Consider the following 24,930-nt stretch of genomic DNA (forward strand, 5'->3'; position numbering starts at 1 on the left):
CCATGCTGGCGGTTGAAAGGCTAGCTTTTTAGCCGAGATAGGCCATTATTTTTTATGCGTCGTCGAGCAGCGCGCGGCCCTGCGCGGTGACGGTCAGGACGTTATACTCGCTGCGCTCGTCGCGCTGAAGATAGCCCGCGTCTAGCATCCCTTGCGCCATTTTTTCGATGCGCGAGGTACTGAGCGTGGCGAGTCGGCCATAGTAGGCCGAACGCTTGCCAGAAAGCGGCGCGGCAATGGAGCCGGTGAGGATGCGCGCCAGGCCGGTTTTGCCCACGCCAACAGGCAGGCTGAGCAGGCAGAGCAAGATGGTCTGTTCGCCGGCCCCCAGGTCGGCGTCGCTGCCGCTGCGCTGGCGGCGGGCTGCTCTGCTGGTTTTGCCTGGGCGATTGGACGGGTGCGCCGGGGCGCAGCGATCACAGACGCCGCAGGAGCGGGTCATCGCTTCGGCGAAGTGGCGCGCGATAGTCTTATGGCGGCACATCGTACTGCGCGCGTAGCTGGCGAGACGCGCGATCTGGGCCTCGCGCTGCTCCTGAAGGGTATCGAGCAAATCTTGCAGGCGCTGGGTCGCGTCGGGCGGCGCGGGCAGCAGTTCTATGAGCATCTGCCGCTGATTGGCGCGGTAATCCAGCAGGCCCACGTCGCGCCAGGCGAGCAGCCGCTCTTCGAGTTCGCCGGGGCGCAGATCAAGCTGCGCAGCCAGCGCGAGCAGATCGACGCTCGGCGGCTTCTGCGAGATCAGGTCGGCGGCTTTGATGAAGGCGGCGAGTTCGGGCGGCTGCTGGTCGTTTACGCCATGCCAGGTGACGGAAGCCGCGCGGGGAGCGTCAAAGTGGCGTGTCAGCAGGCCGCCGCGTTCGAGCAGGCTGATGCTCACGCGCACCATCGTATCGCTGGCCTCGCGCTCGCTCGTCTGCATCAGCGTATTGATGGCGCGTTCCAGTTCAGCCGAGGCGACAAGACCCAACTTGCCGCCCGCGCCCATCTGCCGCCTGATCTCGCCATAGACGGCGCGCAGGAAGGGCAGGTCAAGCGTATCCTGGCGCAGCCAGCGGCTCAACTGGCTCTTATCGCCGCCGGAATAAAACAGCACGCAGCGCGCCGGACGACCATCGCGCCCGGCGCGCCCCGACTCCTGGCAGTAGGCTTCCAGCGAGTTGGGCAGATTGTAATGGATGATAAAGCGCACGTCGGCTTTGTCAATGCCCATGCCAAACGCGACGGTTGCCACGATGACTCGCGTCTGCCCGCTCATAAATGCGTTTTGCGCCTGGGTGCGTTCGTCGGTGTTCATGCCCGCGTGATAATGCGCGGCTTTGATGCCCTGCTGGCGCAGAAAATAGGCCAGCTTCTCGCAGCTTTCGCGGGAGCGTGCGTAGACGATGCCGGGGCCGCCCGTCTCGGCGCAGAGCGCGGCCAGGGCGCGCAGCTTATCTTCCTGGCTCTCCAGATGCTCGACTTCGTAGCGCAGATTGGGCCGGAAGACTCCGGTGGTGATCACGCGCAGCCGCCGACCCAGCGCGCCGCCAATCTCCTGGCGCATATCCGGCGTGGCGGTGGCTGTCAGCGCCAGGATAGGTAGCGCGCCCGCGCCATCCTGCGCCTGCTCGGCCATCGCGCGCAGCGCCTTGGGGATGAAGAGATAGTCGGGGCGAAAGTCGTGGCCCCATTGCGAGATGCAGTGCGCCTCATCAATCACAAAGAGCGAGACGCGCGCCCGGCGCAGGGCGTGAATAAAGGCTGGCTGGCGCAGCCGTTCGGGCGCGACATAGACCAGCTTCAGCCTGCCTTCGGCCAGTTCGCGCAAGCGGCGCTCCTGCTCTGACGTGTCCAGTTCGCTGTTGATAAAGGCCGTGTGTGCGCGCATCGTTTCCGGCAGATTTTGCACCTGATCGCGCATCAAGGCGATCAGCGGCGAAATCAAGACCGTCGCGCCGGGCAAGAGCATAGCGGGCAGTTGATAGCAGAGCGATTTGCCTGCGCCAGTGGGCATCAGCGCCAGCGAGTCTTCGCCAGCCAGCGCCGCTTGAATAACGTCAATCTGCCCTGGCCGGAAGCTTTCATAGCCGAAGTGATCGCGCAGCGCCTCCAGCAGTTCCGGCGGCGCTTCGGTGGCAAGCTCTGCTGGCTCTGGTGGCTCAGGGATGTCGTCTGATTCTTCGGGCCGGATGACGAGTGTAGATTCGCGCTTTTTGAGCGCGGCTTTCGGGGGCGGCGGCGCGGCGCGCTGCAATTGGCCCTGACGCGCCAGACGCAGCCGCTCTGCCAGCCGCTGATCTTCGCGCCTGGCGAGATCTGCCAGCCGGGCATCCAGTTCCGCCAGCCAATCCTCATCGCCCAGCCGTTCAGCAATCTCGCGGGCATTGTGCAGCGCCCAGCGCGAGGGATGATCGCCATAAGCGGCAAAGATGCCCGCCAGTTCGCGGCGCGCGGCCTCTTCATCGCCGATGGCGGCGTGGTAGCGCGCCATGCCCAGCAGACCGCTGGTGCTGGTTGGCGAGCGGCGCAGAATCTCAGCATAGGCGTCCTGGGCGGTTTCCAGATCGGTGCAGGCCAGCGCCACGTCGCCAATGATATTCCAGGCGGTGATCTGCCCGCTGTGCGTTTCGCGTAGCTGCTGGCAAAGCGTGGTGGCCGTATCTTGCTGACCCAGGATCAGCAAAAGCTGCGCGTACAGGCGATAGCCCATCACGGCGTCACTCTTTGCCAGCCGTGCCTCCAGAATGGCGCGCGCCCGTTCTAGCTGGCCCAGTTCCAGGCACGCCTCGGCGCACTGATCGGCAAGCGAAACGTTATCATAGGCGACGATGCAGGCGCTTTCCAGCGCGCGCTGCGCTTCCTCAATCTCTCCCCGGCGAAAGCGCGCGCGAGCCAGCGCGAGGCACAGGTCAACGGGGAGTTCGTCCAGCGCGAGGTCAGTCAGATCAAGGGGAACGTCAGTGAGTTCTTCTTGCTCGGCAGCGCCTTCAGCCGCATCCGTATCGGCGGCCTCCACACCGGCTGCGGGTTCGCCTCCGGCTGCGGGCGCGTCAGTCCGTGTTCCATCTCCCATAATGGCGCTCCACGCTCACGCTCGTTAAGAACATCTTTGCAAGGGGTTGCAAAGATAGTGTAGCACGCCTGGCAAGACGGTCTGAAAGTCTGGCTTCAGTCTTTGGGGGGATGCCAGCCTGCCTCTACCCACCTTCGGCGCGCCCTGACCAGGCTTTCTCGATTCAGATTCAATAATTCAATTGTTACCCGGCCTACTGCGGTAAGACCAACGATGGTTTCTCCCGTTGGTGTCCAGGCAAAATGTTCACTCCAGCGTTGCTGCCGGGGATTGAAGAGGGGTACGATCTCGTCAGTGGCCTGATCAAGTGCGGCAACTCGATCACCCTTATAATCATTGCACAGTTTACAGGCAAGCCAAAGATTCTCATCCTCGGTTCGCCCAGCCAGGGATTCTGGGATGATGTGATCTATTTCCATAGGCGTACCAGTAAGCTCTTCTTGCGTCAAACAGTAGCCGCAGCGAAAGCGCGCCTGCTCAGATACTCGAAGACGCAGCGCCTTAGAGATGTAGGCTTTGCTCATAGCTTTTTGAGCAAGACATTCACATCATGTCCGCGCCGTTTCAGAATCGCTGCTGCCTCTGCGCGGATAAGCATCGTTCGCTCATACTGACGCATTAGCCAGGCTAATCGCTCCTTTTCAGCATCTGTCAGCCCTTCGCGCTGACGCTTAAAGTGTAATGCTTCGATTTCATCGGACCTCTTTCGTGAAAGATGGCTTCGCGCTGCTTGCCACAATGCCGCATCGTCCAGGACCACCATAGAGTTCAGCATCTCTTTAAGATCAGCAGGGATGCGATCATCTCCAGGCGCTCCTGCTGCCAGCATGTCTACCACTTCATCCTCAATGGTGTGGCGCGCCTTTGCCGCGCGCTGCTGGAGGCGCTGATAGAGATCATCGGGGATATTGAGTGTCAGTGTTTGCTGCGCCATTGCTTCACCTCACTTTCCTTTCTCTGGCCTCCTCAAGTATCGCACTCTCTCCCTCAACGAGCAACCCATACCCCATTCTTTAAGCAGCCGCTGGATACCCCACCGAGCGGATCATGCCAGCAGCGGGAAGATCAGCACTCTATGGGCAAGATAATCTCGTGCCTCACTTTCCAGGGGCGGCGATCTCGGCGGGGGAAGCTACGGGCAGGTCTGGAAAGAGCGCGTGGGTCAGCGCATCAGCGGCCAGCAGCACCCCAAAGCGCCAGAGGATATGCGCCCTGGCAGGCTCTTGCTGCCCCATCGCTTGCTGGCGCTGGAACCCCAGGCTGCATCCCTGAACCCCGTAGGCGCCTAGATCGCTGATTTGCCAGGCGTCTCCAAACCGCGCCTGCATGAGCGCCATTCCGATCTCACAGGGGAGCAGGGCTAGTTGATCTGGAAGGGAAGGGGCTAGCATCGGCGGTCCTTCGGCCATCTGCCAGCCGTTCGCGCTCGAATAGGACAGGAACAGGTTCGCATAGCCAGCCGTGGGATAGGTGACATCGCTGACGACGCCCCCGGAGGCGCTTCTAAATTGCCAGCGCAGCGCCAGGGCCACGTAGATACCCCAGACCGGGCCATGTAGTTCGGCCATGAACTGCGGACCGCTGCTCACAGGACACACCTGGGCCTGACAGAATTGATGATATGGATCGGTGAGCGAGGCGCGCGGGAACAGGCTGGTCGTGGCCTGAAGGGGCGCTGCTGTGCGCTGACTGGTAATGGTCCCGTTCGCTGAGGCGCGGGTGGCAATGGCGGCGTGAGCAGGAATCGTGAGCTTGCTCTGCGTACTCAAGACCTGCCGGAGAAGGGCGGCGACCTGACCCTGCTGGTCCGGCAGCAGGTCATCCCAGGACACCCCCAGGAACAGCGCGTAAGAGGGGAAGCCGGTCACGCCATGCACAGTCATGACGCCCAGGCTCTTGCCCGGCGCAGAGCCAGCCTTGAGGCCGCTGCACGCGCCAGGGGGGAAGTAGCCCATCGTCGGCAAGCGGGAAAGGGTGAAGTGGCACGAGACGGGCCGGAACGGCGGAGCCGCCAGGGTAATCGTGTAGTCATCCCCATGCGCGGCGACCAGCAGTGGAGCGGCGGAATCCTGGCGCTTGCCGTTGATGGTGACAGTTCCAAAGGCGAGGTTGCTCTCGATGACCAGCGAGGGCGAGGAGACGAACAGGGTTGGGGTGGGCGTGGAGGCGACGGACGGCGCTGGCACGATCACCGAGCGCAGGGTGAAGGCAGCCACCACCAGCATGGCGACGACCAGACCAAGCTGCGCCAGCCGTTTGCGTCGGGACGGCGGACGAGCGAGCAGCGTCTCAAGCTCGATGAGGGGTAAAGGCTCCCCGGCGCTGTCTTCTGCGGACAGATTTGTCGGATCATCCGGCTGCTGCGTCATGCGGCGCTCCTGGTGGATACGTGTTGGCTCTTTGCGCCAAGAATAGCAGATGAAGGGCAAGTTGTATAGCCCGGTTGCAGCTAAAATTATCGGATTGATTATTGTACCAAATGATGCTATTCTGTACGAAATAGTACAAAAGAAAGGGGAAACGATGAGCGAAAGCCAACCTATCACTGAGGTTATCCAGGCATCCGAGGCCCGGCAGCAGTGGAGCCAGCTTCTTAACAAGGTGTTTCGCGGGGAAATGCGGGTACTCGTTGAGAAAAGTGGCATCCCAGTTGCCGCCATTATCTCTGCTGAAGACCTCAAGCGGCTGAAGCAGTTGGAAGCTGAGCGGGCAGAGCGATTTGCTATTCTCGATGAGATACAAGAAGCGTTTAAGGATGTGCCAACGGCTGAGCTTGAGCGCGAGGTGGCAAAGGCGATCCATGAGGTGCGAGAGGAAGGTCGCGCAGATGAGCGCGATCAGCATCCTTTGATCTGATTGTCGCTGCTGCGCTCAGTGGCCGCGCGGATTATCTGGTGACGGGCGATAAGAAGCTGGAAGAGCTTGGCTCCTATCAAGGGGTGACGCTCCTCAGTCCTCGCACCTTTCTGGAGGTCTTGGCAGACATCAATAATTGAGCTTTTCTCCTACCAGGCTTGACAGCTTCAGAAAGATCAGGTATAGTATGCTCATCCTATAGTAACCGAACGGCACGACGCGGCCAGTGTCAACAACACCAGCCGCGCCATTCACCCCAACCCTGAAACTACCAGGAGCCAAGGCTGCGAGCATTCTATCACCGGAAAAATTGCCCAATTGGTAGACCTCTCGGCGGCCATCTCTTGGAAAGCCAGCCCCAGCGAAACACATGCGGGCCTGGCTCTGACGGGGGATGGCCGTTCTGGCGTTGCGCGGGGCCACCTGCGCGACGCTGGCGGCGCGCGTGCCAGAAAGAGAGAGGCTCTCGTATGTCGTCCTGGCGCTTTTCGTCCGTGTGGTCCCGCTTCTTTGGTTTCACCCCGGCTCAACCGGCCCGCTCTGTTCCCCCGCTGCCAAAGCGTCCCGCTCCCCAGGCCGCGCGCATCGTTTCGAGGGAGGCGTTAGAGATCGAGTGGCTGCTGCGCTGCCTGCCGCCCAGCGTGCAGATGGGGCTGCGGCCCGCTCTGCTGGCGCTCAAACGCGCGCGCCCATATAGCGGGGCGCTGCCGGTGGACGACTACACCTGGCCCGACATGCCGGGCGTCTGGCGGCCACCCTATAGCGCCGCTGTGCTGAAGATGAAGACGCTGGAAGGGCTGCGTGCGCGGCTGCACGATGACCTGAGCCTGGGCGTGGCGGCGCTCTACGCGCCGGAACCTGTGCTGCCCAGGCCGATGCGCAACGCGCTGCTTGCCATGCAGGGGCGGCGGCTGGGACAGGTGAGCGAGGCGCTGGCGCGCTGGCTGAGGCCAGAGGAGGCGCTGCTGGTCTTCCAGCAGGAGTTATACTAAGGGCGCCTCACACAACCTCCGCACGAGCAGGGGCGGGGTTGTAGCGCCGTCCTTCCAGGCGGCAGGGGTGGGGCCAACCATCGGTTTTGTGAGGCATTCTAAATCCGGTTGCCTGCTGGTGGTCCCTGGCAGTTGGCTGAAGAGGGAAAAGTACGGGCATGGATTCTGCGGCAACCCATGCTGTATGTGACTGTTCCCACAGCAGAAGGGGGATAAGATGTCAAGCTACGTGGTTCTCGCCAGGTGGACGGACCAGGGAATCAAGGGAGTCAAAGAAACCGTTCGACGCGCTCACCAATTCCGCGCTGATTGTGAACGTCGCGGCATCAGAGTGCATGACCTCTTTTGGACTCAGGGGCGCTATGATGTCGCTGTGATCCTTGAGGCGCCCGATGAACAGGCGCTGATGGCAGAGACGCTTGCCCTGGGGAGCCTGGGCAATGCGCGCACCGAGACGCTGCGGGCGTTCACCGACGTTGAAATGGAGGGCATCCTGCGCAAGTTGTAGAGGCTGGCCGCTATGACCGCCAGGTTCTTGCAAGCTGGCCGATTTTATCGTATACTATTCGGGTACAATTGAGGCGGTGTTGAACAGGAGAAGTAGTCCGTGTGGGCGCTTCAGCGAGCCGGTGGTCGGTGGGAGACCGGCGCGGGAACACGGACGAATGGCGCCTGGGAGCCGCAGATGAGCAGAAAAATCGAGGGCCGAACGTGGCGGCTGGCTTGTGTGTGCCAGATACGTTCCCGCTCCTGGCCCGCGCAGGCGGGCTTCGTGGCGGGTCGTCTTCAGGCGCCGTTTTAACCGCCAGCCTGCTGTTCGGAACCAGGGTGGAACCGCGAATGCGCGCGCATTCGTCCCTGGGCGTTGATACACGACTGTGCAGCGCCCGGGGTATTTTTTGTGGCGCTGCGACCACACCTGGAGGTATAGCGATGGCTCAAACCGAAGTGAAGCGCGCAGTGACGGAAGAGTTTGTCCCTATGGACAAGATTGTTTCTCTCTGTAAGCGGCGCGGCTTCGTCTACCCCAACTCCGAGATTTACGGCGGCGTGGCGGGCATCTATGACTTTGGCCCGCTGGGCGTGGAGATGCGCACCAACCTGCGCCGCCACTGGTGGAAGTTCATGGTGCAGATGCGCGATGATGTGCTGGGCATCGAAGGCGCGATTATTACCCACCCGCGTGTCTGGGAGGCCAGCGGCCATGTCGAGCATTTTTCTGATCCGCTGGCCGATTGCAAAAACTGCAAGATGCGCTGGCGCGAAGACCATCTGCCCGATGAGAACCGCATCAAGCGCACCTGCCCCAACTGCGGCGGCGAATTGATGGCGGCGCGGCCCTTTAATCTGCTGATGGAAACATACCTGGGCGTGATCGAGGGCGAGCGCACCAAGACCTACCTGCGCGGCGAGGCGTGCCAGAACATCTACCTGGATTACGAAAACGTGCTGAAGTCCAGCCGGGCCAAGATTCCCTTTGGCATCTGCCAGATCGGTGAGGCGTTCCGCAACGAGGTCACGCCGGGCAACTTCCTTTTCCGTCAGCGCGAGTTTATCCAGTGGGACTTGCAATACTTTGTCCACCCAAGCGAGATGGACAAATGGTTTGATTACTGGAAGGGCGAACGCTGGCGCTTCTACAACGCGCTGATTCACCATAAGGACCGCATCCGCTTCCGCGAACATCGCCCGGACGAACTGGCGCACTACGCCAAAAAAGCGTTTGACATCGAGTATCAGACGGTGCTGGGCTGGCAGGAATGGGAAGGCATCCACTGGCGGCAGGATTGGGATTTGGGCCGCCACAGCGAATACAGCGGTCAAGACCTTTCGTATACTGACCCAGAGACGAACGAGAAGTATATCCCCTGGATTGTGGAAACTTCCGGCGGATTGGACCGCACCTTCCTTTACCTGCTGCTGGACGCTTACGAGGAGGAGCCGGACGGCGACGAGATTCGCACGGTGCTGCACCTGCATCCGGTGATCGCGCCGGTCAAGGTGGCCGTCTTCCCGCTGCTGAAGAACAAGCCGCCGCTGGTGGAAGTGGCGCGCCAGATTCATCGGACGCTCAAGCCCCATTTCGTGGCGCAGTACGATGAGGTGGGCGCGATTGGCCGCCGCTATCGCCGTCAGGATGAGATCGGCACACCGTTCTGCGTGACCGTTGATTTCCAGACCCTGGATGACCAGACGGTGACGCTGCGCGACCGCGACAGCATGCAGCAGCAGCGCGTGGCTATCGCTGATCTGGTCCATCTCATCAACGACGGGCTGGCGATAGACTATTAAAGGATGCTAGCGTGATGTGAGCGGTTGACTTGTAGCGCCGCCTTCCAGGCGGCTCAACGTTGGCCTGCCGGTACGTTGGCCTGGGGGGCGAACGCTCGCCCTGGCGAATCGTTGGCCGCCAGGAAGGGACGCGCGAGCGAGGCGCAGCCGAGCGAGCATGGCCGCGCCCAGCAGCGGCCCGCGACCGAGCGCAGCGAGGGAGAATGCGGGAACTGGGCTGCGCGAGCGACCAACGGGAGCGAGAGGACGGGGCAACAGCCGAGGCAAGCAGCCCAGGCCGCAGGCCCAGTTCCCGCAAGGGCCGCTCCCCAAAGGGGCGGTCAAGCGGCCCTTCCCGAAGGGGGGCGGCGCTACAAGTGGCTGCCTCTCGCATGCAACAGGATTGAGTATGAAACGCAAGCGTCTGGTGTTCGGGCTGCTCTTCAGCAGCGCGATTGGGCTGGTGGCCGAGCGGCGGGCTGCGCTGACGCGCAGCGGCGCGGTGGGCGCGATGCTGACCGGCACGACGATCTTTGGCTTTGGCGGCCTGTCCTGGGGTCTGACCCTGATCTATTTCTTTCTCTCCTCGACCTTCCTCTCCCATTTCAGAGAGCGCGAAAAGAGCGCGGTGGCGGCGGATAAGTTTAGCAAGGGCGCTCGGCGCGATCTAAGCCAGGCGCTGGCAAATGCGGGCGTGGCGAGCGCCGCCGCGCTGGCCTATGGTCTTCGGCAGCGTTCCCCTGGCCCGGCGCCCGCGTCATGGCTCGCGGTTTTTGTTGGCGCGCTGGCGACGGCAAACTCCGATACCTGGGCGACTGAGGTAGGGACGCTCAGCAAAGAGCCGCCCCGGCTGATTACCACCGGCCAGCCGGTTGCGCCGGGAACCTCCGGTGGTGTGACCTTGCTGGGGACAGGCGCGGCGCTGGCCGGAGCCGCCAGCGTGGGCCTGGTCGCCGAGGCATTGGGCGCTGGCAAGGGCGCGGCGCTGCGCGGGCGGCTGACCCTGCTGGGTCTGCTCGGCGGGATGGCTGGGACGCTCACCGATAGCCTGCTTGGCGCAACGGTGCAGGTGATGTACTGGTGTCCGCGCTGCCAGCAAGAGACGGAACGGCGCGCGCATAGCTGCGGCCAGGCGACAATCTATCTGCGCGGCGTTCGCTGGCTGGATAACGATGCTGTCAACGGTGTCAGTACGGCGGCTGGCGCTGCGGTGGCTGTGCTGGTCGCCAGAGCCATCACCCGGCGCGCTTAGCCGCTGCTGCGCGTATAAATCGCAATCGAAATGATCCCCCCGATCAGAAAGAGCAGCGAGAGCGTCCCCAGCAGGACGATCAACAGGGGCGCGCTGCCATTGCCATTGCTTGAGGGCGGCGTCGGTGTGGGCGTCGGTGTCGGGCTGGGTGTGGGCGTGGGTGTTGGTGTGGGTTCGCTGATGGTCAACTGCGCGTCAGACCCCGCTGGCGGCGCGCTCAACGCGCCATTCGCTGTGCGGGCCTCGACAAAATAGGAGCCGGGCGCTGTGTCGGCCTTCAGCGTCAGGCTCATGCGGAATGTGCCATCTGGCGTGGAAGTGGTTGTCTGGCTGGCAACCGCGCCTTCTGTGCAGGGGGCGTCGGAGCAGATATTCACAATGATGGGCTGCTGTGGCGCAAACCAGTTCTGGCCGCTGATGGTCAGGGCGCTGGGCTGACCCTGGGTGATTTCGCCGGGTACGACGGTCAGCGAGGGCGGATTGGCGGCCAGCACCGTGTACGTGTTGATGCCATTGGATTGCACATCGGGGCTGACAGTGGTGGTCCCGTCCACCGCGCAGAGGATATAGGTCTGGTTGACCTTATTCGCCGCCTTCGGCCAATCATAGGTATCGGCGGCGTTCCCGTTCCCGTTCACACTCAACGTTCCGGCATAGCTGGGCGGCTGCGCTTGCTGTTGGGCGCAGGTATTGGCATCGGGGGCGGGCCAGATGGTGATCTTGCTGCTGGGGGGCCAGTTGACGCCTTCAACCGCCAGATGCGCGCCGACAGGGCCTTCAGCTATTACCTGGCCCTGTGATGTATACAGGGGATTGGTAATGCCGATACAGGGGCCGTTGCAACTGAGCAGACTGGCTCTGGCAGGCGCGGCCTGGGCGGGCTGCCCTCCTGGCGCGGCCAGCAGAACACCCAGTGTCAGGCTCGCCAGGGCTGCCAACAAAGCAGCGCGCCTCTGCCCTGACAGCCGGGCCATTCGTCCAGATGCGCGCTGCGGCGCGCTCAATAACCGGCTCGCGCGCGTCCCATCATTGTTTCGATACATCGTTTTGCGCCATCATCCTCCAGGGTTTCTGCAACTACCACTTGTAGCGCCGCCTTCCAGGCGGCTCAACGGCTGGCCGTCTTCCAGGCGGCGCTCCAGATACAACGCCCCCCTTCAAGCGGGTTTGATAGGCTCGCTTTCTCAGCAGTAATAACGAACGCGAGGCCATCCTGGGATATGTTTTGCGCGTTGATTTTCCAGGGCTGCTGCCCTCGCGGCCAGCGAGGGCAGCCAGGATCGGGCGATGGTTGTTCTGCTGGCGTCGGGCGCGCCGCGCCCCGGCTTGTGTCAACGGGGCGCGGCGCGCGCAAGAGTGACGCGCTGTTACGAAGAGGTGGTAAGCGCCTCTCGCTTCAACTGCTCGCGGCGGCGCTGCCAACTGCTGAACCAGCCGCCCACAGCCCCCAACGAGAAGCTCAGGATCAACTGATACCCGACTTCCCCTAAGAAGCTCCCCAGGTCAATGCTGGCAAATTGGGCTAACTGGCCGGTAACAGCGCCATAGATGAAGTTAATGATAAGTAATAGCACATACGCAATGATGCCGCTCCAAAAACCAGTCATGCCGCCTGCCTTCCAGTTGCCCTGACGCTGAGTGGCGCGCCAGCCACCCACGAAGGGCAGCACGAGCGGGAGGAGGAGGAAGAGACAGCCTAACCCCTGTTCCAGACCTGGATTACTATCCAGGTCTTGCTGCTTGACCCCAAATGCTGTCAGGATCAGGCTGGGACCAATAGAGACGGCCAGGAGGGCAACACCGATAATAGTCGCCCAGATCAGAATCTGGCGAGAGAGAATGGTCAGGCCGCGTACCCGCAGGATCGGCGCGCCTTCCTCTGCTTCGATCACCTCCGGTTCGCTCAGATCGGTAGTCAGCTCGCTGGCCTGCGAGAGCGGCTCTTTGCCCGCGCTTTCGGCGGTGGGCAGCGAGCTGGAGAGTCTATTCGCCCGGCGGGCGGCAGCGGACCTGGATTTTGGGCGCGCCCGCCGCGCGCGTGGGGATTGAGGCTGGTCATCCGGTGGTAGATCAGACATGGCGCTCTTGCAATTTCCTCTCTCGACAATTTGCCTGGCCCCAGGCAGAACACGGCGATCACATTGCAGTATAGTACAACGCGCAGCACGCAAGAGCAAGGTGAGGAGACGCTGGCGCGCGCGATCTGGCGGTGTTCCTATGCCCTGGCAGGAGACCTCCTTCTGAAGCTGCCTGTCAGCAAATGGACCACCAGGATAGACAGGATCGCCCCAATCACCGCAGTGATGAGCGGAATCCCATCAATCTTGTAGTCACCTTCCCAAACCAGGGGAATGAAGCTGAGAAATATCCAGATGCCAATCAGCCCAATGATAAACGCGCCAAAGATGCCGCCCGGCGTGACTCTGCCCGCCAGCTTTTCCACCACAACGGCGGCGATAATGGAGATGCCCAGGATGAGCAAAAGCTGAAGCCCATCATAGGACAGCGTCTGGTCGAACAGGGTAATGCTCAGGGTGACGAATCGTGGCCCGGAGTGCGTGCCAATATCCATCGAAAAGGCAAAAATGGTTGCCAGGGGAAAATAAGCTGCGAGAGCCATCGAGGATAACCTCCTTTGTGTGTTGGCATGGATGGGCTGCATGCGTGCTGGCAACCAGCCCATACCGCGCTGGCGCTGCTTTCGATACCGCAAGGCCCGCTGCTTCCTCTACCAACCAGGAGAGCAATTCTTATGCCAAAAGAGTCTGCCTGGCGACGGCGAAGCCAGTCGGCCAGGCACAATGGGGTTCCACCAATTATCGGGGGTTGCCACCTGTAGCGCCGCCTTCCTGGCGGCTAGCCACTGGTAGCGCCGCCGTCCCGGCGGCTCAACGCTGCGCCAGGGCGAGCGTTCGCCCTCCGGGCCACGGCGCCAGCAGGCCAACGCTGGCTGCCGGAACGGCGGCGCTACAGGTACACCGCCCCGCAGCCCCCTGCCGCCGGGACGGCGGCGCTGCAAGGTGGCCCCCGCTTTTTAGCAGAACCGCACAATGGTTGCCTCTTGACGGCATGGACAGGGTACCATATAATGTCAGCAGGACAAGCGAACTCCAGGCAGCGCACGCTGCTGTTGATAGATGGCAACCCGAAGGCCCGGCCCGGCTGGTAAACCATAGCAACCGGGGCGGGCATGCTATTCTGCCAGGGCCAGGCGTTGTGGTCTGTGCGCGAGCGAAGATCAAGCCTCTGCCCGCGTGGTGCGAGCGCCGTTCGCGTCGCGTTTTCTACACGTTTTCTGGTCTGTTCTGTAAGGAAGGGGGATTGTTATATATGGGCATTGGTGGACAGGGCCGCATGCGCGAAGAGAAGATCATCCTGACACCAGAGGGGAAGGCCGAAAAGGAAGCCCGGCTCCACTACCTGCGCACCGTGAAGCGACCCCAGGTCGCAGATTATATCCACGAAGCCAAAGAAGCCGGTGATGTGAGCGAGAGCAGCGCCTATGAAGAAGCGAAGCATGAGCAGGCGCTGGTTGAACGCGAGATCAGGGAGCTGGATTACCTGCTGACACACGCTGAGATCCTGGACCCCAGCGAGGTTCACGCAGACGGCGGCCCGCGCACTGTGCGTATTGGCAGCACCATCGAGGTCGAGACGGAACGGGGTACGAAACGCACCTTTTTGATGGTGGGTACCTATGAATCGGACATTGCCAACGGCAAGATTTCCGACCAGTCGCCGGTGGGAAAGGCGCTGCTGGGCAAGGGCGAGGGCGAGAGCGTGGACGTGACGACGCCGGGCGGCTCGATTGTCACCTATACCATTCGTTCCATTCGCTAACACTGCGCACAACACGCCAGGGGGCGCGGCCAATCAATGGCCGCGCCCCCCTGCATGTACCGCCGCCGTCCCTGGCGGTAAGCCGCTCGTACCGCCGCCGTCCCGGCGGCTACGGTGGGGTGTGGCGCGGGCCGCGCCGCGCTCGTACCGCCGCCGTCCCTGGCGGCTAACGGTGGGGTGTGGCGCGGCGCGGCAAGTGGTCTCAGGACAGATCGGGAAGCGCGGCGTCGTTAAACCAATCGAGGTAATTGCCCTGTGTCCCCTGATAGGGGGCCAGCCCGGTATCCGCGTTGACATAGAACAGACCCACTCCGGCAGGCTTGTGCCAGTACGAGTTAGGATACTTGAAGAGCTTGTTGGCCGCCGTCATGACATCGTGCCAGATGGGCGCTGCGCCGGTGATACCGATGGTATTTGGCGACATCGGGTTGCCATTGGCGTTGCCCGACCAGACGCCTACCGTCAGATAGGGCGAATAGCCCATCGTCAGGTTATCCTTGAAGTTTTCCGTCGTACCCGTCTTGGCCGCCACGTAGGGCGCATTGTGGAAGGTCAGGGCGTTGTTATTGCCAAACTCGAAGATGCGCGAGTTGTTATCCGCGAGGATGCTGGTAATCAGGAAAGCCGTCTGTGGGCTGAGAACCTGCGTCCTGGTGACGGTGTGGAAGTCGCCGTTGGGGATGACGTTGCCCTGCGAATCGGTGATGAGCAGCACAGAGCGCGGCGCCACATGAAAGCCGCCGTTGGCAAAGACCGAATAGGCGTCTGTCATATCCAACAACCGCACCGCAGCCGACCCCAGCGCAATTGATGGTCCCTGTTGCTCAGGGCTGAAGGTCTGGGAGGTGATGCCCATGCGCTCGGCCAGGTTAATCACATTAGGGAGACCGGCGAAGTAAAGCGCCTGAACCGCCGTGATGTTCAGCGAGTTGCCCAGGGCTTCGCGGACGCGAATGCCAGGCTTGGGCGGGGCATTCTTTTCACCGATGCTGGCGCCGGTAGCGAATCCGCCACCATAGTTCACCGGCGCGTACCATTTGCCACAGGCCGCGCGCGCTTTGGGGTCTTGTTTATTGGGGTCCACCGGGACCGGGAAGCAGGTGAATTGATCTTGTATCACCAGCGACGGGAACCAGCCCTCCTCAAAGGCCGCCGCGAAGACGATAGGCTTGAAGGACGATCCTGACTGGATGCGAGAGGTGGCCGCGTTATATTGGCCGCCTTGCCTGATGTTGCTGGCCTTGTGATAGTCACCGCTGCCGTCCATCGCCAGAATATCGCCGGTATTTGGGTCCATCACGACCACAGCCGAGTCATTGATGTTGTGGCCGCCTTTGCTTTGTGGATAGCTAAGCGGCGGGGCGGTCTGTCCTGCTGGCGGTTGCTCAAAGGTGTAATGGTTCAGATGCGGCTGGAACAGGTACTTCTTGACAATGCTCTCGACCTGGTTTTCCAGCTTGACATCAATAGTCGTATAGATATTCCAGCCCGCGTGCGCCAGAAGGTTTATGCCCGTTGCAAGGGTACCATCGGTGGTCAGCATCATGGCAATCTCGTCCCTGACGTAATCAACGAAATGGGGCGCGAGCTTCGTGCCTTCATCGCGGCAGACGAAGAAATCTGGTTTGTGCGCCGCCGCGTCGGCGTCATCGAACTGCTGCTGGGTGATGTCGCCAATGGCAAGCATGCTGGTGAGGACAACATCGTGCATGCGCTGGAGCGCGGCGGCTCGGCGGTCGTTTACCCCGTCATCGCTCCCGCAGGGGCTGTAGAGGCTTGGCCCCTGGGGCAGCCCCGCCAGCAGCGCGGCCTGCGGCAGAGTGAGCTGCTGCACGCCCATGACCAACTGGTGTGTTTGGGGGTCTTGCTTGGGCAGCAGGCCGAAGTAGTTTTCAGCGGCGGCCTCGATGCCCCGGCTGAGATAGCCATAGGGAATGAGATTGAGATAAAACTCAAGAATCTTTTGTTTGCTATATTGCTGTGTCACGGCATAGGACATGAGCGCCTCTTGCGCTTTACGCTGGAGATTTTCGGCTGCTACGCCTGTTCTCTGATCGACAAAGAACGCCTGTTTCATTAACTGCTGGGTAATGGTACTGCCGCCCTGGGTGATCTCCTGGTTGGTGACGTTGGCGATACCAGCGCGGATAATACTGGTCACATCAATACCGCTGTTGGTCCAGAAGGTCTTATCTTCGGTATCTACAGTGGCGTTAATCAGGTAATCGGGGAAAAGCGCGTAAGGCACATAGGTGCTGTAAGCGGCGTTATTATCATTAGCGCCCAGCATCTCCCAGAGCAGGACGCCGTTGCGATCATAAAAGCGAGTGGTCTGTGGGAAGCCATTGGGGTTCGCCAATTTGTCGAGATTGCTCTTCGTATCCTGATAGAAGGCGGAGACGCTGGTCGTGCCAAAGATTCCCACGCCCACCATGATCGCTACCATAAAGCCGCTGGCGATGCTGGCGATGAGCATGCGCTGGCTGTGCTGGGTGCGCCGCTCCCAGCGTTTATGAATGACCAGGCGCGTTCTGGAGCGCCGATAGGGTCTGGGCTTTGGGTGTTCTTCGTCGGTTTCGGGCGAGAACGGCGGCGCCCCGTCCATCACCGGCTGCGCTGATCGCATGCTCTGGCTGGCGCGATGTTTGCCAGTAATGATGGCGCGCATGGTGCTGGAAGCAGCGCGCGCAAAGCTGAGCAGCCCCCCGCCGTTGCGCCCGCGCTCCGTGGGGCCGCTGGGTCTGCGCCTGCCACCGGCTCCGGGCGTGGTTGGCTCATTGAGCGGATCGCCCCACCTGCCGGATGAGGGCCGCCCCGATGGACGCTGGGGCGCGCCTGCTTCGGGCGCGTCATAATCGCTCAGCGTCCCGCTGCGCCTGGGCGCGGCGCTTTGCCCTGGCGGCGTGAAGCCCCGGCTGGGCGGGCGCAGGGAGTCGCTCGCGCGCCCTGGCTGCGGCCCCAACGGGCCGCTCGCGCCGCCATTGCGCGCCCGGCTGAGCATCCCGCTGCCATTGTGCGGCGCGAGGTTGCCTGTCTGGCGGGGGCCGGATGGCCGCCTGTTTTCTGGCCCCCTGGATGGCGCGCCGCCCGCCGCCTGAGACCGCCAGTCCTGCCGGGGTGGGTTGTCCCATTGTTGAGACGACTGAGGGTTCTGCGGTTGACGGGCATCGCTGGACAGGCGCCTGTCCCTTGGTCTGCGGTCCTGCCAATCGTCGCCCATAAAACGTTGGTCCTCCATCTTTCTCAAATACACGCGATATCAGGGGAATCAGACTCATATTACCTGGAACAGCCTGGCTTCGCAAGCGAGCGACGCTTGTATCACAGCCCCTTGCCGGAGCGACAACGCGGCTCCCAGGCCAGCCTGTGAGCGCGGCGAGACGCTCTGAAGGGCCGGATGAGCTTTCCCAACCAAAGCGACGCCATAGGACCAAGGTACTACCAGACGGAAGGGCCACAGTCAACTGAACCTGGCCGAATGTCCAGGGGAAATGCCAGAGTCTATCGGTTATAATAAGTAAATAATTAACACTCTTAACTATTTGAGCAAAGACTCCTGGCCTGAGCGCGAGGATAGAAGGATACTGCATGATGAATCCGCGTGGCGCGGCTGGCCGCATGGGCGGGCGCTGGTCGGCGGCGCTTGATGAGGACGATCTCAAGAATCGCAAAACCGATATGCGCACCGTGCGGCGCGTGGCGGCGGCGTTTACGCCGTATAAATGGCGGGTAGCGGTGGTGCTGTGCGCCATTTTGCTGACGGGCACCCTGGGGCTGGTCAACCCCTATCTGCTCAAGCTGATTATTGATGATGCCTTTGCCCACCGCGACTTTGGACGCCTGACCTTTTATGTGCTGCTGATGATTGCCACGCCGCTGGTGAGCGGGCTGATCGGCGTGGGGCAAACCTATCTCAACAATAGTATCGGCCAGCGGGTGATGCGCGATTTTCGCAACCAGCTCTATACCCACCTGCAACATATGGCGCTGCGCTTCTTCACCGATACGCGCACCGGCGAGATTCAATCGCGGCTCTCTAACGATGTCGGCGGCGTCCAGAACGTCGTCACCAGCACCGCGAGTTCGATTGTCTCGAACGTCACGACCGTGCTGTCCACCATTGTCGCTATGGCAATTATCTCCTGGCCGCTGACGCTGCTCTCGCTGGGGCTGACGCCGCTGTTCCTGTGGCTGACCTATCGCGTGGGCAACGTGCGCCGAGGGCTGTCGAAAGAGACGCAGCGCAGCCTGGCCGATCTGACGGCCATGATGGAGGAGACGCTTTCTGTCAGCGGGGTGCTGCTGACCAAGACCTTTGGACGGCAGCGGCACGAATCCGAGCGTTTTGCCAGAGAGAACCAGCGGCTGACCGATCTGGTGGTGCGCCAGCAGATGGTCGGGCGCTGGTTCATGATGTTTATCGGCACGTTCTTCTCGATCAGCCCGGCGCTGGTCTACTGGCTGGCGGGCTATATCACCTTTGGCGGCGCGGGCAGCAACAGTATCCTGCATACCATCACGATAGGCGATATTGTCGCGTTTACCACGCTGCAAAGCCGTCTCTTCTTCCCCATTGGACAGCTTTTGAGTATGCAGGTAGATATTCAGGGCGCGCTGGCGCTGTTTGATCGCATCTTTGAGTACCTCGATTTGCCGCTGGAGATTACCGACAAACCGGGCGCGCTGGCCCTCAAGCCGGAGGCGGTGCAGGGACGCCTGGCCTTCCGCAGCGTGACCTTTCAGTATCGCAAGCAGACCGAGGACGAGCAGGCCAACAACGCCGCCAACGACCAGCAGAATGGGCAGAATCCAGCGAACAAGCAGCGGGCGAGGGCGAAGGATCGTCTGATGGATGCCGCGCCGCCAGCGGAGCTTGACCAGGAGCGCGAGCCAGGACGGCCCACGCTGGAAGAGGTGAACTTCGAGATTCAGCCGGGGCAGTTGGCGGCGCTGGTTGGCCCCAGCGGCGCGGGCAAGACGACGATTACCTATCTCGTGCCGCGCCTCTACGATGTGGATATGGGCGCGGTGCAGATTGACGGGCATGACGTGCGCGATGTGACGCTGGCCTCGCTGGGGGAAACGATTGGCGTCGTGACCCAGGAAACCTATCTCTTCCACTCCACCATCCGCGAGAACCTGAGCTATGGCAAACCGGACGCCACGGACGCAGAGATGATCGCTGCCGCGCAGGCGGCGGCCATTCACGAGCGCATCATGGAACTGCCGGAGGGCTATGATACCGTGGTGGGCGAGCGCGGCTATAAGCTCTCTGGCGGCGAGAAGCAGCGGCTGGCGCTGGCGCGCGTCATCTTAAAGAATCCGCGCATCCTCATTCTGGATGAGGCCACCAGCGCGCTGGATACGCATTCGGAGCGGCTGATTCAGGCGGCGCTGGAGCCGTTGATGCAGGGGCGCACGACGTTGGCGATTGCGCACCGGCTCTCGACTATTCTGGCGGCAGACATCATTCTGGTGGTGGATCGCGGGCGTATTGTGGAGCGCGGTACGCACGCCGAACTGTTGGCGCAAAACGGCCTCTACGCCCGCCTCTATCGTGAGCAGTTCAGCACAGCAGTGGATGGCCTGGAGCCTATCCTCCTCGATACAACCCCGGCGGACCTGCTCGGCGCTTAGACCGCCTCACACAACCGGCGCGGACGACCACTTGTAGCGCCGCCTTCCAGGCGGCTCAACGCTGCCCTCCAGGCGGCGGCCTCTTGCCTGTACCGCCAGCCTCCGTGCTGGCGCGGGCGGGGCAGGGTGTGGCGCCTGGGCGAATGCTGCCCTGGAAGGCGAGCGTTCGCTCAGACGCAGCGTTGAGCCGCCAGGGACGGCGGCGGTACAGGCAGGAGGCTGCCGCTTGTAGCGCCGCCTTCCAGGCGGCTCAACGCTGGCCTGCCTGTACCGCCAGCCTCCGTGCTGGCGAGGGCAGGGGAGGGCGTGGGCGCTGTTGGGCTGGCGGTGGGACGCAGGGTAGGTGTCGGCGACGGCGACGGCCCCGGCGACGGGGTTGGCGACGGGTCAGGCGTTGGGGTTCCGGTCGGTGTTGGCGAAGGTGTCGCTGTCGGCGTGCCTGTCGGCGTCGCTGTTGGCGACGGCGTGCCTGTCGGTGTCGGCGACGGGGTTGGCGTGCCCGTTGGGGTCGGCGTCGCCGTCGGCTGTGGTGACGGCGTGGGCGTAGGCGATGGATGAGGGGTCGGCTTCTTGCCCGGCCTGCGCGCCGCGCCGCCGCCATGCTGGACCGCCGTTGGCGAGGGCGTGGGTGTTGGCGTATCGGTTGCCGCTGGCGCGGCGGCCAGCGGATGATTCACCAGACCCTGGGCCAGATTCTGGTTTCCGCTGCCCAGCCCGAAGTACAGTAAACAAAGCGTGAGAACCATCATCGCCCCGGCGGCTCCAGCCGAAGCGAGCAGCGCGCGCCTCAGATGCCCCGGATGGGCGCGCGGGCGGCTGGCCGGAGCCGGAATGATAGGCTGGGCCGTTTCGAATCCCGGCAGGATGAGCATTTCGTCTGTTTGGAATTGCTCGAAGATCGCCTCGTGGGCGATCAGGCGCAGCGCCTGATACATCTGCCTGGCGGATTGAAAGCGTTCTTCGGGATGGAACCGCAGGGCGCGCTCGATCAGTTCCTCCAGCGCGCCAGGAAGCGCCGGATTCAAGGCGCGCACCGGCTGAAAGCCGAAGGGAAACGGCGGCGGCGCGTGGCCCGTCACCATCTCGTGCAGCAGCACGCCCAGCGCAAAAATATCGCTGCGCGGGTCGGCGCGCCAGCCATACTCATATTGTTCTGGCGCGGCATAGCCCGCTGTGCCGAGCGGTTGGGTATCGCTTTCTGCATCGGCGGGTCCACTGCCGGCCAGCCCGCGTTCCCAGAACGGCGAATCGCTGCGACTGGTGGAGGCGCGGGCAACCCCGAAATCAACCATGACGGCGCGGCCATCCGGCGTCAAGATGACATTGGAAGGTTTGAGATCTCCAAAGACTACTGCTGGCTGCTGGCTGTGAAGATAGACCAGGACATTACAGAGCTGGCTGGCGTAATCCAGTGCTTCTGGCAGCGGCAGCGGCGCGCGCCTCCCTGGATCGCTCCCCAGTTCCAGGCGTTCGGCCAGGGTGACGCCCTCGATATAATCCATCACCAGATAGAAAGCGGTTTCCTCGGCGAAATAGTCCAGCACTCGTGGAATGCTGGGATGGCGCAAGCCGGTCAGCAAGCGCGCCTCGCGGCAGAAGCGCCTGATCGCCTGCTCGCGTTCTGCGGGGGTGCTGTGCGCCGCTGTCGTCAATTTTTTGAGGGCAACGGGGGCATCCAGCAGGACATGAAAGGCTTTATAGACCTGCCCCATGCCGCCGTACCCCAGGCTGGCAACAATTTGGTAGCGGTGATCCAGGAGTTTTCCTGGATTGAAGTCAAGATCAGCGAAGAGATCGGCTGGCTGCATAGAAGCTTATCTCATTCGGAAAGAAGAGGGGGTCGGTCTAAGAGAATACGTCTCAGGAAGCGCGGAGCGTACCACCCTACCAGGCGTCTATAGCAGAGTGACGCTCCCTTCTTTGCGTGCCTACGTGGAGTATGCAAAGAATGTGCCTTCAGAGATGAGTCTTGTGGGGGGACATTAGCGGGAAGGGGGATGTTTGCGCCAGCCTAAACGGCGCAGCAAGCCGTTTCCCCCGGATTCAGGGGAATTAGAATCAGGGGATTCAGGCGATTGGCTCTGACCTTGCGGCGCTGGCTGAGCAGGTTCAGATGGGGATGAGGAGAGCGGCTGGTCCTGACGTTGTGGCGCTGGCTCCGCTGGGCGATAAGCCCGCGCGCCTGTGCTGATGCGCGGTGGGGTGGGCGGCGCGGGCGGCTGCGGGCTGATGCCGCCGTCAATCTGATTCTGACGCAAGCCGTTCGTGGCGCTTTCGATGGCCCAGATCATGGCGGTTTCGACGCGCTCCAGATAGAGGCGCACAGCGTAGAGCCTGGTCTGCTTCTCCCAGGCGTTGAGCTTGTTGGTGGCAAGGCTCACCAGCAGATTGGCGAGGGCAGCTTGCGCCAGCCCCAGGTACTGGCGCGCTTCAGTGAGGTTCTGCACAGACACCAGGGCGTATTCGCCCGCCATGCTCTCCCACTGCTGATTCAGGATGCGAGTGCGCCGCTCTTCCAGTTCGCGCTCGATCTCGCCAAACCAGCTTGCCAGGCGGGCCAGGCTGCGCTGTGGCGTAGGATGCTCCAGGCCATCCGTCAGCAGACCCTCGGCCTTCTCTTCATAGCCGATGCCGCCCAGGATGGTTTCAGCGGAGGCCAGTTCGTTCTTCGCCTGATTCAGCCGGTTCTGATACACATCAACCAACCACTCAACTACCCCGCTCATGATACTGGCATAGCTCTCAGTTGGATGCTGCGGTTGGCTCATGCTTCCTCCCGCTATAGTATAGCCAAGCCGATAGCCATCCACAAGCCCCGCCTCGGCGGTTAACTTGCGTGTACCGCTGCGCCAGCGCGCACGCCCACTTGTAGCGCCGCCATCCTGGCGGCCACCGCTGCGCCAGCGCGCATGCCCACTTGTAGCGCCGCCATCTTGGCGGCCACCGCTGCGGCAGGGCGAGCGTTCGCCCACCAGGCCACCGGACCGGCAGGCCAACGTTGAGCCGCCAGGATGGCGGCGCTACAGGTACACACCCCGCAGCCCCCTGCCGCCAAGATGGCGGCGCTACAAGTGACTTCCGGCAGGAAAGCGTCACTAAAGAGCTGGCTCCAGCGGAAGGGAAACCTCTACCCAGCGCCAATTTAGCAAATTGGCCTTTATCGGATTCTGAACGACATAATCAATAAAGCGCCAGAGCGCCTGCTCATCTCGGATCAGATGATCGTAATATTCTCGCTGCCAGAATGCCCCTCCGACGCCTAAGAGCCTATGTGCCTGGTTGGCAGTAAAAGACTTCCACGAATGCAGAATGGAAGCCAATGTATAAGAAGATAGTGGCTCTACCACCGCATGCACATGATTGGGCATAACACACCAGGCAAAGAGATGATACCGCGTGCCATTGAAGTGGCGTAATGCCTGAGCCATCATCTCAGCAATAGCTGGGGTTGCCAGATAGCAGGCTCCCACACCATTATCCAGGTACTGTTGGATGCGCGCCGAAAAAAGCCGATCTAGCCGCTCCCGTTCCTGTATGGACAGTATTCGTCCGCCTGCCTGCGCCTGTGCCAGCAGCGCCTGGCGCTCAGCTTTATAGGACGCCAGAACCTGCTGTGGGAGGGCATCTGCCAGCCGAAAGGTGACAAAGTACAGAGCGCCCAGCCGCTCCCAATGAGGGAGATACCCGCGATCACGCGGGTGAGCGGATTCTTCCCCAACCTCTGCCTCGTTGCCCATCTCTTTCTTCCTTCCCAACTTGTAGCGCCCACTTGCCACTTGTAGCGCCGCCATCCTGGCGGCCACCGCTGCGCCAGCGCGCACGCCCACTTGTAGCGCCGCCATCCTGGCGGCCACCGCTGCGGCAGGGCGAGCGTGCACCCTCCAGGGCGCCAGCGCGCCCTCACTTGTAGCGCCGCCATCCTGGCGGCCACCGCTGCGGCAGGGCGAGCGTGTGCCCTCCAGACCACCGGACCAGCAGGCCAACGTTGAGCCGCCAGGAAGGCGGCGCTACAAGTGGGGCTACAGGTGGCTCGACATCGCGCCCCATAAGCCGTATACGCAGATTCTATCTCATTCCCCACCCTCTCCGGCCAGCAGCCCCTCCACCTCCGCGCGGGTCGGCAGCGACGGGGACGCGCCCATTTTGGTGACGGCCAGTGCCCCTGCCGCGCTGGCCCAGCGTACCGCGATATACATCGGCTGGCTCAGCGCCAGCGCCGCCGCGAGCGCGCCACAAAAGGCGTCGCCTGCGGCGGTGGCGTCCACCTGCTGCACAGGGATGGCGGGGATCAGTTCAGTGTGGCTGTGATTCACCCACAGCGCGCCGCGCTCGCCCAGTGTGAGGATGACATCCTGGGGGCCGCGTTCCAGCAGCGCCTGGGCTGCCCGCAGCGCGCCCTCCTGGTCGCCGGTAGGGATGCCGGTCAACTGCTCGGCCTCCACTTCGTTTGGCGCGATGATGCTGGTCAGCCGCAGCAGTTCTTCTGGCAGCGGCTCGGTTGGCGCGGGCGCGGGATTGAAGAGGAAGCGCGCCCCCGCGTCGTGGGCCAGCCGCGCGCCCGCCAGGACCGTTGGGATCGGTACTTCAAGCTGGGCCAGCACAATAGCCGCGCCCTGAAACGACTCGCTGGCGGCTTCGAGATCCCAGGGCGTCAGGCGCAGGTTGGCGCGCGGCGTGACGATGATGCTGTTCTGGCCGCTGGGGTCCACGACGATCATGGCTGTGCCGGTGCCTGCTTCGGAGTCGCGGGTGACGTAGGCGTTGGCGATGCCATTCGCCGCCAGCGTGTCAATCACCGGCTGGGCAAAAAGGTCGTCGCCCACGCGGCCAATAATGGCGACTTCTGCGCCGCAGCGGGCAGCGGCAATCGCCTGGTTGTTGCCTTTGCCGCCCACAAAGATGCCAAAATCGGTCCCCACCAGCGATTCCCCCGCCAGGGGGCGTCGGGGCGCGCGCACAACGAGATCGGTCATGAAGCTGCCAATGACGGTGACGCGCCCGGAGGAAATATTAGGCATGAGGACACC

21 protein-coding genes are annotated in these 24,930 nt (G+C 62.4%); 7 read left to right on the forward strand and 14 right to left on the reverse strand.

The window, feature by feature from the left end; genetic code table 11:
* Positions 1-52: 52 nt before the first annotated feature.
* The 4 genes from VH599_16790 to VH599_16805 form a co-directional block, all read right to left on the reverse strand.
* The gene (locus VH599_16790; protein ID HEY7349977.1) at positions 53-3,055 is read right to left on the reverse strand and encodes a RecQ family ATP-dependent DNA helicase; all 3,003 of its coding nucleotides are present in this window, start codon (positions 3,053-3,055) and stop codon (positions 53-55) included.
* Between the two features lie 95 nt (positions 3,056-3,150).
* Entirely contained in the window at positions 3,151-3,579 is a 429-nt protein-coding gene (locus VH599_16795; protein ID HEY7349978.1) for an HNH endonuclease, read from the reverse strand.
* Entirely contained in the window at positions 3,576-3,989 is a 414-nt protein-coding gene (locus VH599_16800; protein ID HEY7349979.1) for a hypothetical protein, read from the reverse strand. Before VH599_16800 ends, VH599_16795 begins: the two co-directional genes overlap by 4 nt.
* A 163-nt stretch (positions 3,990-4,152) precedes the next feature.
* Positions 4,153-5,424, reverse strand: coding sequence for a hypothetical protein (locus VH599_16805; protein HEY7349980.1), 1,272 nt, complete (start codon positions 5,422-5,424; stop codon positions 4,153-4,155).
* A 154-nt stretch (positions 5,425-5,578) separates the two neighbouring features.
* On the opposite strand from VH599_16805, the gene VH599_16810 reads away from it, so the two are divergent.
* The 5 genes from VH599_16810 (at position 5,579) to VH599_16830 (ending at position 10,426) form a co-directional block, all read left to right on the forward strand.
* The gene (locus tag VH599_16810; GenBank protein HEY7349981.1) at positions 5,579-5,911 is read left to right on the forward strand and encodes a type II toxin-antitoxin system prevent-host-death family antitoxin; all 333 of its coding nucleotides are present in this window, start codon (positions 5,579-5,581) and stop codon (positions 5,909-5,911) included.
* Positions 5,912-6,381: 470 nt separating this feature from the next.
* Positions 6,382-6,903, forward strand: a complete 522-nt coding sequence (locus tag VH599_16815; protein ID HEY7349982.1) for a hypothetical protein — start codon at positions 6,382-6,384, stop codon at positions 6,901-6,903.
* Positions 6,904-7,120: 217 nt separating this feature from the next.
* Complete coding sequence (locus tag VH599_16820; protein ID HEY7349983.1) at positions 7,121-7,411, forward strand: GYD domain-containing protein; 291 nt, start codon at positions 7,121-7,123, stop codon at positions 7,409-7,411.
* Positions 7,412-7,836: 425 nt separating this feature from the next.
* On the forward strand, positions 7,837-9,195 hold the full coding sequence (locus tag VH599_16825) for a glycine--tRNA ligase (GenBank protein ID HEY7349984.1): 1,359 nt from the start codon (positions 7,837-7,839) through the stop codon (positions 9,193-9,195).
* A 388-nt stretch (positions 9,196-9,583) separates the two neighbouring features.
* The gene (locus VH599_16830; protein HEY7349985.1) at positions 9,584-10,426 is read left to right on the forward strand and encodes a DUF92 domain-containing protein; all 843 of its coding nucleotides are present in this window, start codon (positions 9,584-9,586) and stop codon (positions 10,424-10,426) included.
* Here VH599_16830 and VH599_16835 read toward each other — a convergent pair.
* The 4 genes from VH599_16835 to VH599_16850 form a co-directional block, all read right to left on the reverse strand.
* Positions 10,423-11,469 carry a hypothetical protein gene (locus tag VH599_16835; protein HEY7349986.1) on the reverse strand — a complete coding sequence of 349 codons (1,047 nt, stop codon included), beginning with the start codon at positions 11,467-11,469 and terminating at the stop codon, positions 10,423-10,425. The genes VH599_16830 and VH599_16835 overlap by 4 nt on opposite strands.
* Before the next feature lie 324 nt (positions 11,470-11,793).
* Positions 11,794-12,504 carry a hypothetical protein gene (locus VH599_16840; protein ID HEY7349987.1) on the reverse strand — a complete coding sequence of 237 codons (711 nt, stop codon included), beginning with the start codon at positions 12,502-12,504 and terminating at the stop codon, positions 11,794-11,796.
* Between the two features lie 137 nt (positions 12,505-12,641).
* The gene (locus VH599_16845) at positions 12,642-13,046 is read right to left on the reverse strand and encodes a hypothetical protein (protein HEY7349988.1); all 405 of its coding nucleotides are present in this window, start codon (positions 13,044-13,046) and stop codon (positions 12,642-12,644) included.
* A gap of 108 nt (positions 13,047-13,154) precedes the next feature.
* Complete coding sequence (locus VH599_16850; GenBank protein HEY7349989.1) at positions 13,155-13,445, reverse strand: hypothetical protein; 291 nt, start codon at positions 13,443-13,445, stop codon at positions 13,155-13,157.
* Positions 13,446-13,495: 50 nt separating this feature from the next.
* On the opposite strand from VH599_16850, the gene greA reads away from it, so the two are divergent.
* Positions 13,496-14,266, forward strand: coding sequence for a transcription elongation factor GreA (greA, locus tag VH599_16855; protein HEY7349990.1), 771 nt, complete (start codon positions 13,496-13,498; stop codon positions 14,264-14,266).
* A gap of 202 nt (positions 14,267-14,468) precedes the next feature.
* Here greA and VH599_16860 read toward each other — a convergent pair whose 3' ends face one another.
* Entirely contained in the window at positions 14,469-17,486 is a 3,018-nt protein-coding gene (locus VH599_16860) for a transglycosylase domain-containing protein (protein ID HEY7349991.1), read from the reverse strand.
* A gap of 368 nt (positions 17,487-17,854) precedes the next feature.
* Here VH599_16860 and VH599_16865 point away from each other — a divergent pair, with 368 nt between their 5' ends.
* Positions 17,855-19,903: an ABC transporter ATP-binding protein gene (locus VH599_16865; protein HEY7349992.1), complete on the forward strand. Its 2,049-nt coding sequence runs from the start codon at positions 17,855-17,857 to the stop codon at positions 19,901-19,903.
* Positions 19,904-20,073: 170 nt separating this feature from the next.
* Here VH599_16865 and VH599_16870 read toward each other — a convergent pair whose 3' ends face one another.
* The 5 genes from VH599_16870 to rbsK all read right to left on the reverse strand — a co-directional run bounded on the left by VH599_16870 (position 20,074) and on the right by rbsK (position 24,921).
* Positions 20,074-21,711 carry a serine/threonine-protein kinase gene (locus VH599_16870; protein HEY7349993.1) on the reverse strand — a complete coding sequence of 546 codons (1,638 nt, stop codon included), beginning with the start codon at positions 21,709-21,711 and terminating at the stop codon, positions 20,074-20,076.
* 174 nt (positions 21,712-21,885) lie between these two features.
* A complete protein-coding gene (locus tag VH599_16875) occupies positions 21,886-22,671 on the reverse strand; it encodes a hypothetical protein (protein ID HEY7349994.1) in 786 nt (261 codons plus the stop codon).
* Positions 22,672-22,730: 59 nt separating this feature from the next.
* Positions 22,731-22,937 carry a hypothetical protein gene (locus VH599_16880; protein ID HEY7349995.1) on the reverse strand — a complete coding sequence of 69 codons (207 nt, stop codon included), beginning with the start codon at positions 22,935-22,937 and terminating at the stop codon, positions 22,731-22,733.
* A gap of 61 nt (positions 22,938-22,998) precedes the next feature.
* Positions 22,999-23,886: a transposase gene (locus VH599_16885; GenBank protein ID HEY7349996.1), complete on the reverse strand. Its 888-nt coding sequence runs from the start codon at positions 23,884-23,886 to the stop codon at positions 22,999-23,001.
* Positions 23,887-23,973: 87 nt separating this feature from the next.
* Positions 23,974-24,921 carry a ribokinase gene (rbsK, locus tag VH599_16890; protein ID HEY7349997.1) on the reverse strand — a complete coding sequence of 316 codons (948 nt, stop codon included), beginning with the start codon at positions 24,919-24,921 and terminating at the stop codon, positions 23,974-23,976.
* Positions 24,922-24,930: the final 9 nt, after the last annotated feature.

The organism is Ktedonobacterales bacterium, from assembly GCA_036557285.1.
In the GTDB taxonomy this organism is placed as follows: domain Bacteria; phylum Chloroflexota; class Ktedonobacteria; order Ktedonobacterales; family DATBGS01; genus DATBHW01.

What these genes read in the sequence shown, in the direction of transcription:
- rbsK (HEY7349997.1), bottom strand. Translation starts at nt 24,921, where the DNA reads ATGCCTAATATTTCCTCCGGGCGCGTCACCGTCATTGGCAGCTTCATG.
- VH599_16805 (HEY7349980.1), bottom strand. Translation starts at nt 5,424, where the DNA reads ATGACGCAGCAGCCGGATGATCCGACAAATCTGTCCGCAGAAGACAGC.
- VH599_16815 (HEY7349982.1), top strand. Translation starts at nt 6,382, where the DNA reads ATGTCGTCCTGGCGCTTTTCGTCCGTGTGGTCCCGCTTCTTTGGTTTC.
- greA (HEY7349990.1), top strand. Translation starts at nt 13,496, where the DNA reads ATGGACAGGGTACCATATAATGTCAGCAGGACAAGCGAACTCCAGGCA.
- VH599_16795 (HEY7349978.1), bottom strand. Translation starts at nt 3,579, where the DNA reads ATGAGCAAAGCCTACATCTCTAAGGCGCTGCGTCTTCGAGTATCTGAG.
- VH599_16790 (HEY7349977.1), bottom strand. Translation starts at nt 3,055, where the DNA reads ATGGGAGATGGAACACGGACTGACGCGCCCGCAGCCGGAGGCGAACCC.
- VH599_16810 (HEY7349981.1), top strand. Translation starts at nt 5,579, where the DNA reads ATGAGCGAAAGCCAACCTATCACTGAGGTTATCCAGGCATCCGAGGCC.
- VH599_16820 (HEY7349983.1), top strand. Translation starts at nt 7,121, where the DNA reads ATGTCAAGCTACGTGGTTCTCGCCAGGTGGACGGACCAGGGAATCAAG.
- VH599_16840 (HEY7349987.1), bottom strand. Translation starts at nt 12,504, where the DNA reads ATGTCTGATCTACCACCGGATGACCAGCCTCAATCCCCACGCGCGCGG.
- VH599_16845 (HEY7349988.1), bottom strand. Translation starts at nt 13,046, where the DNA reads ATGGCTCTCGCAGCTTATTTTCCCCTGGCAACCATTTTTGCCTTTTCG.
- VH599_16830 (HEY7349985.1), top strand. Translation starts at nt 9,584, where the DNA reads ATGAAACGCAAGCGTCTGGTGTTCGGGCTGCTCTTCAGCAGCGCGATT.
- VH599_16825 (HEY7349984.1), top strand. Translation starts at nt 7,837, where the DNA reads ATGGCTCAAACCGAAGTGAAGCGCGCAGTGACGGAAGAGTTTGTCCCT.
- VH599_16860 (HEY7349991.1), bottom strand. Translation starts at nt 17,486, where the DNA reads ATGGGCGACGATTGGCAGGACCGCAGACCAAGGGACAGGCGCCTGTCC.
- VH599_16835 (HEY7349986.1), bottom strand. Translation starts at nt 11,469, where the DNA reads ATGTATCGAAACAATGATGGGACGCGCGCGAGCCGGTTATTGAGCGCG.
- VH599_16800 (HEY7349979.1), bottom strand. Translation starts at nt 3,989, where the DNA reads ATGGCGCAGCAAACACTGACACTCAATATCCCCGATGATCTCTATCAG.
- VH599_16865 (HEY7349992.1), top strand. Translation starts at nt 17,855, where the DNA reads ATGATGAATCCGCGTGGCGCGGCTGGCCGCATGGGCGGGCGCTGGTCG.
- VH599_16870 (HEY7349993.1), bottom strand. Translation starts at nt 21,711, where the DNA reads ATGCAGCCAGCCGATCTCTTCGCTGATCTTGACTTCAATCCAGGAAAA.
- VH599_16875 (HEY7349994.1), bottom strand. Translation starts at nt 22,671, where the DNA reads ATGAGCCAACCGCAGCATCCAACTGAGAGCTATGCCAGTATCATGAGC.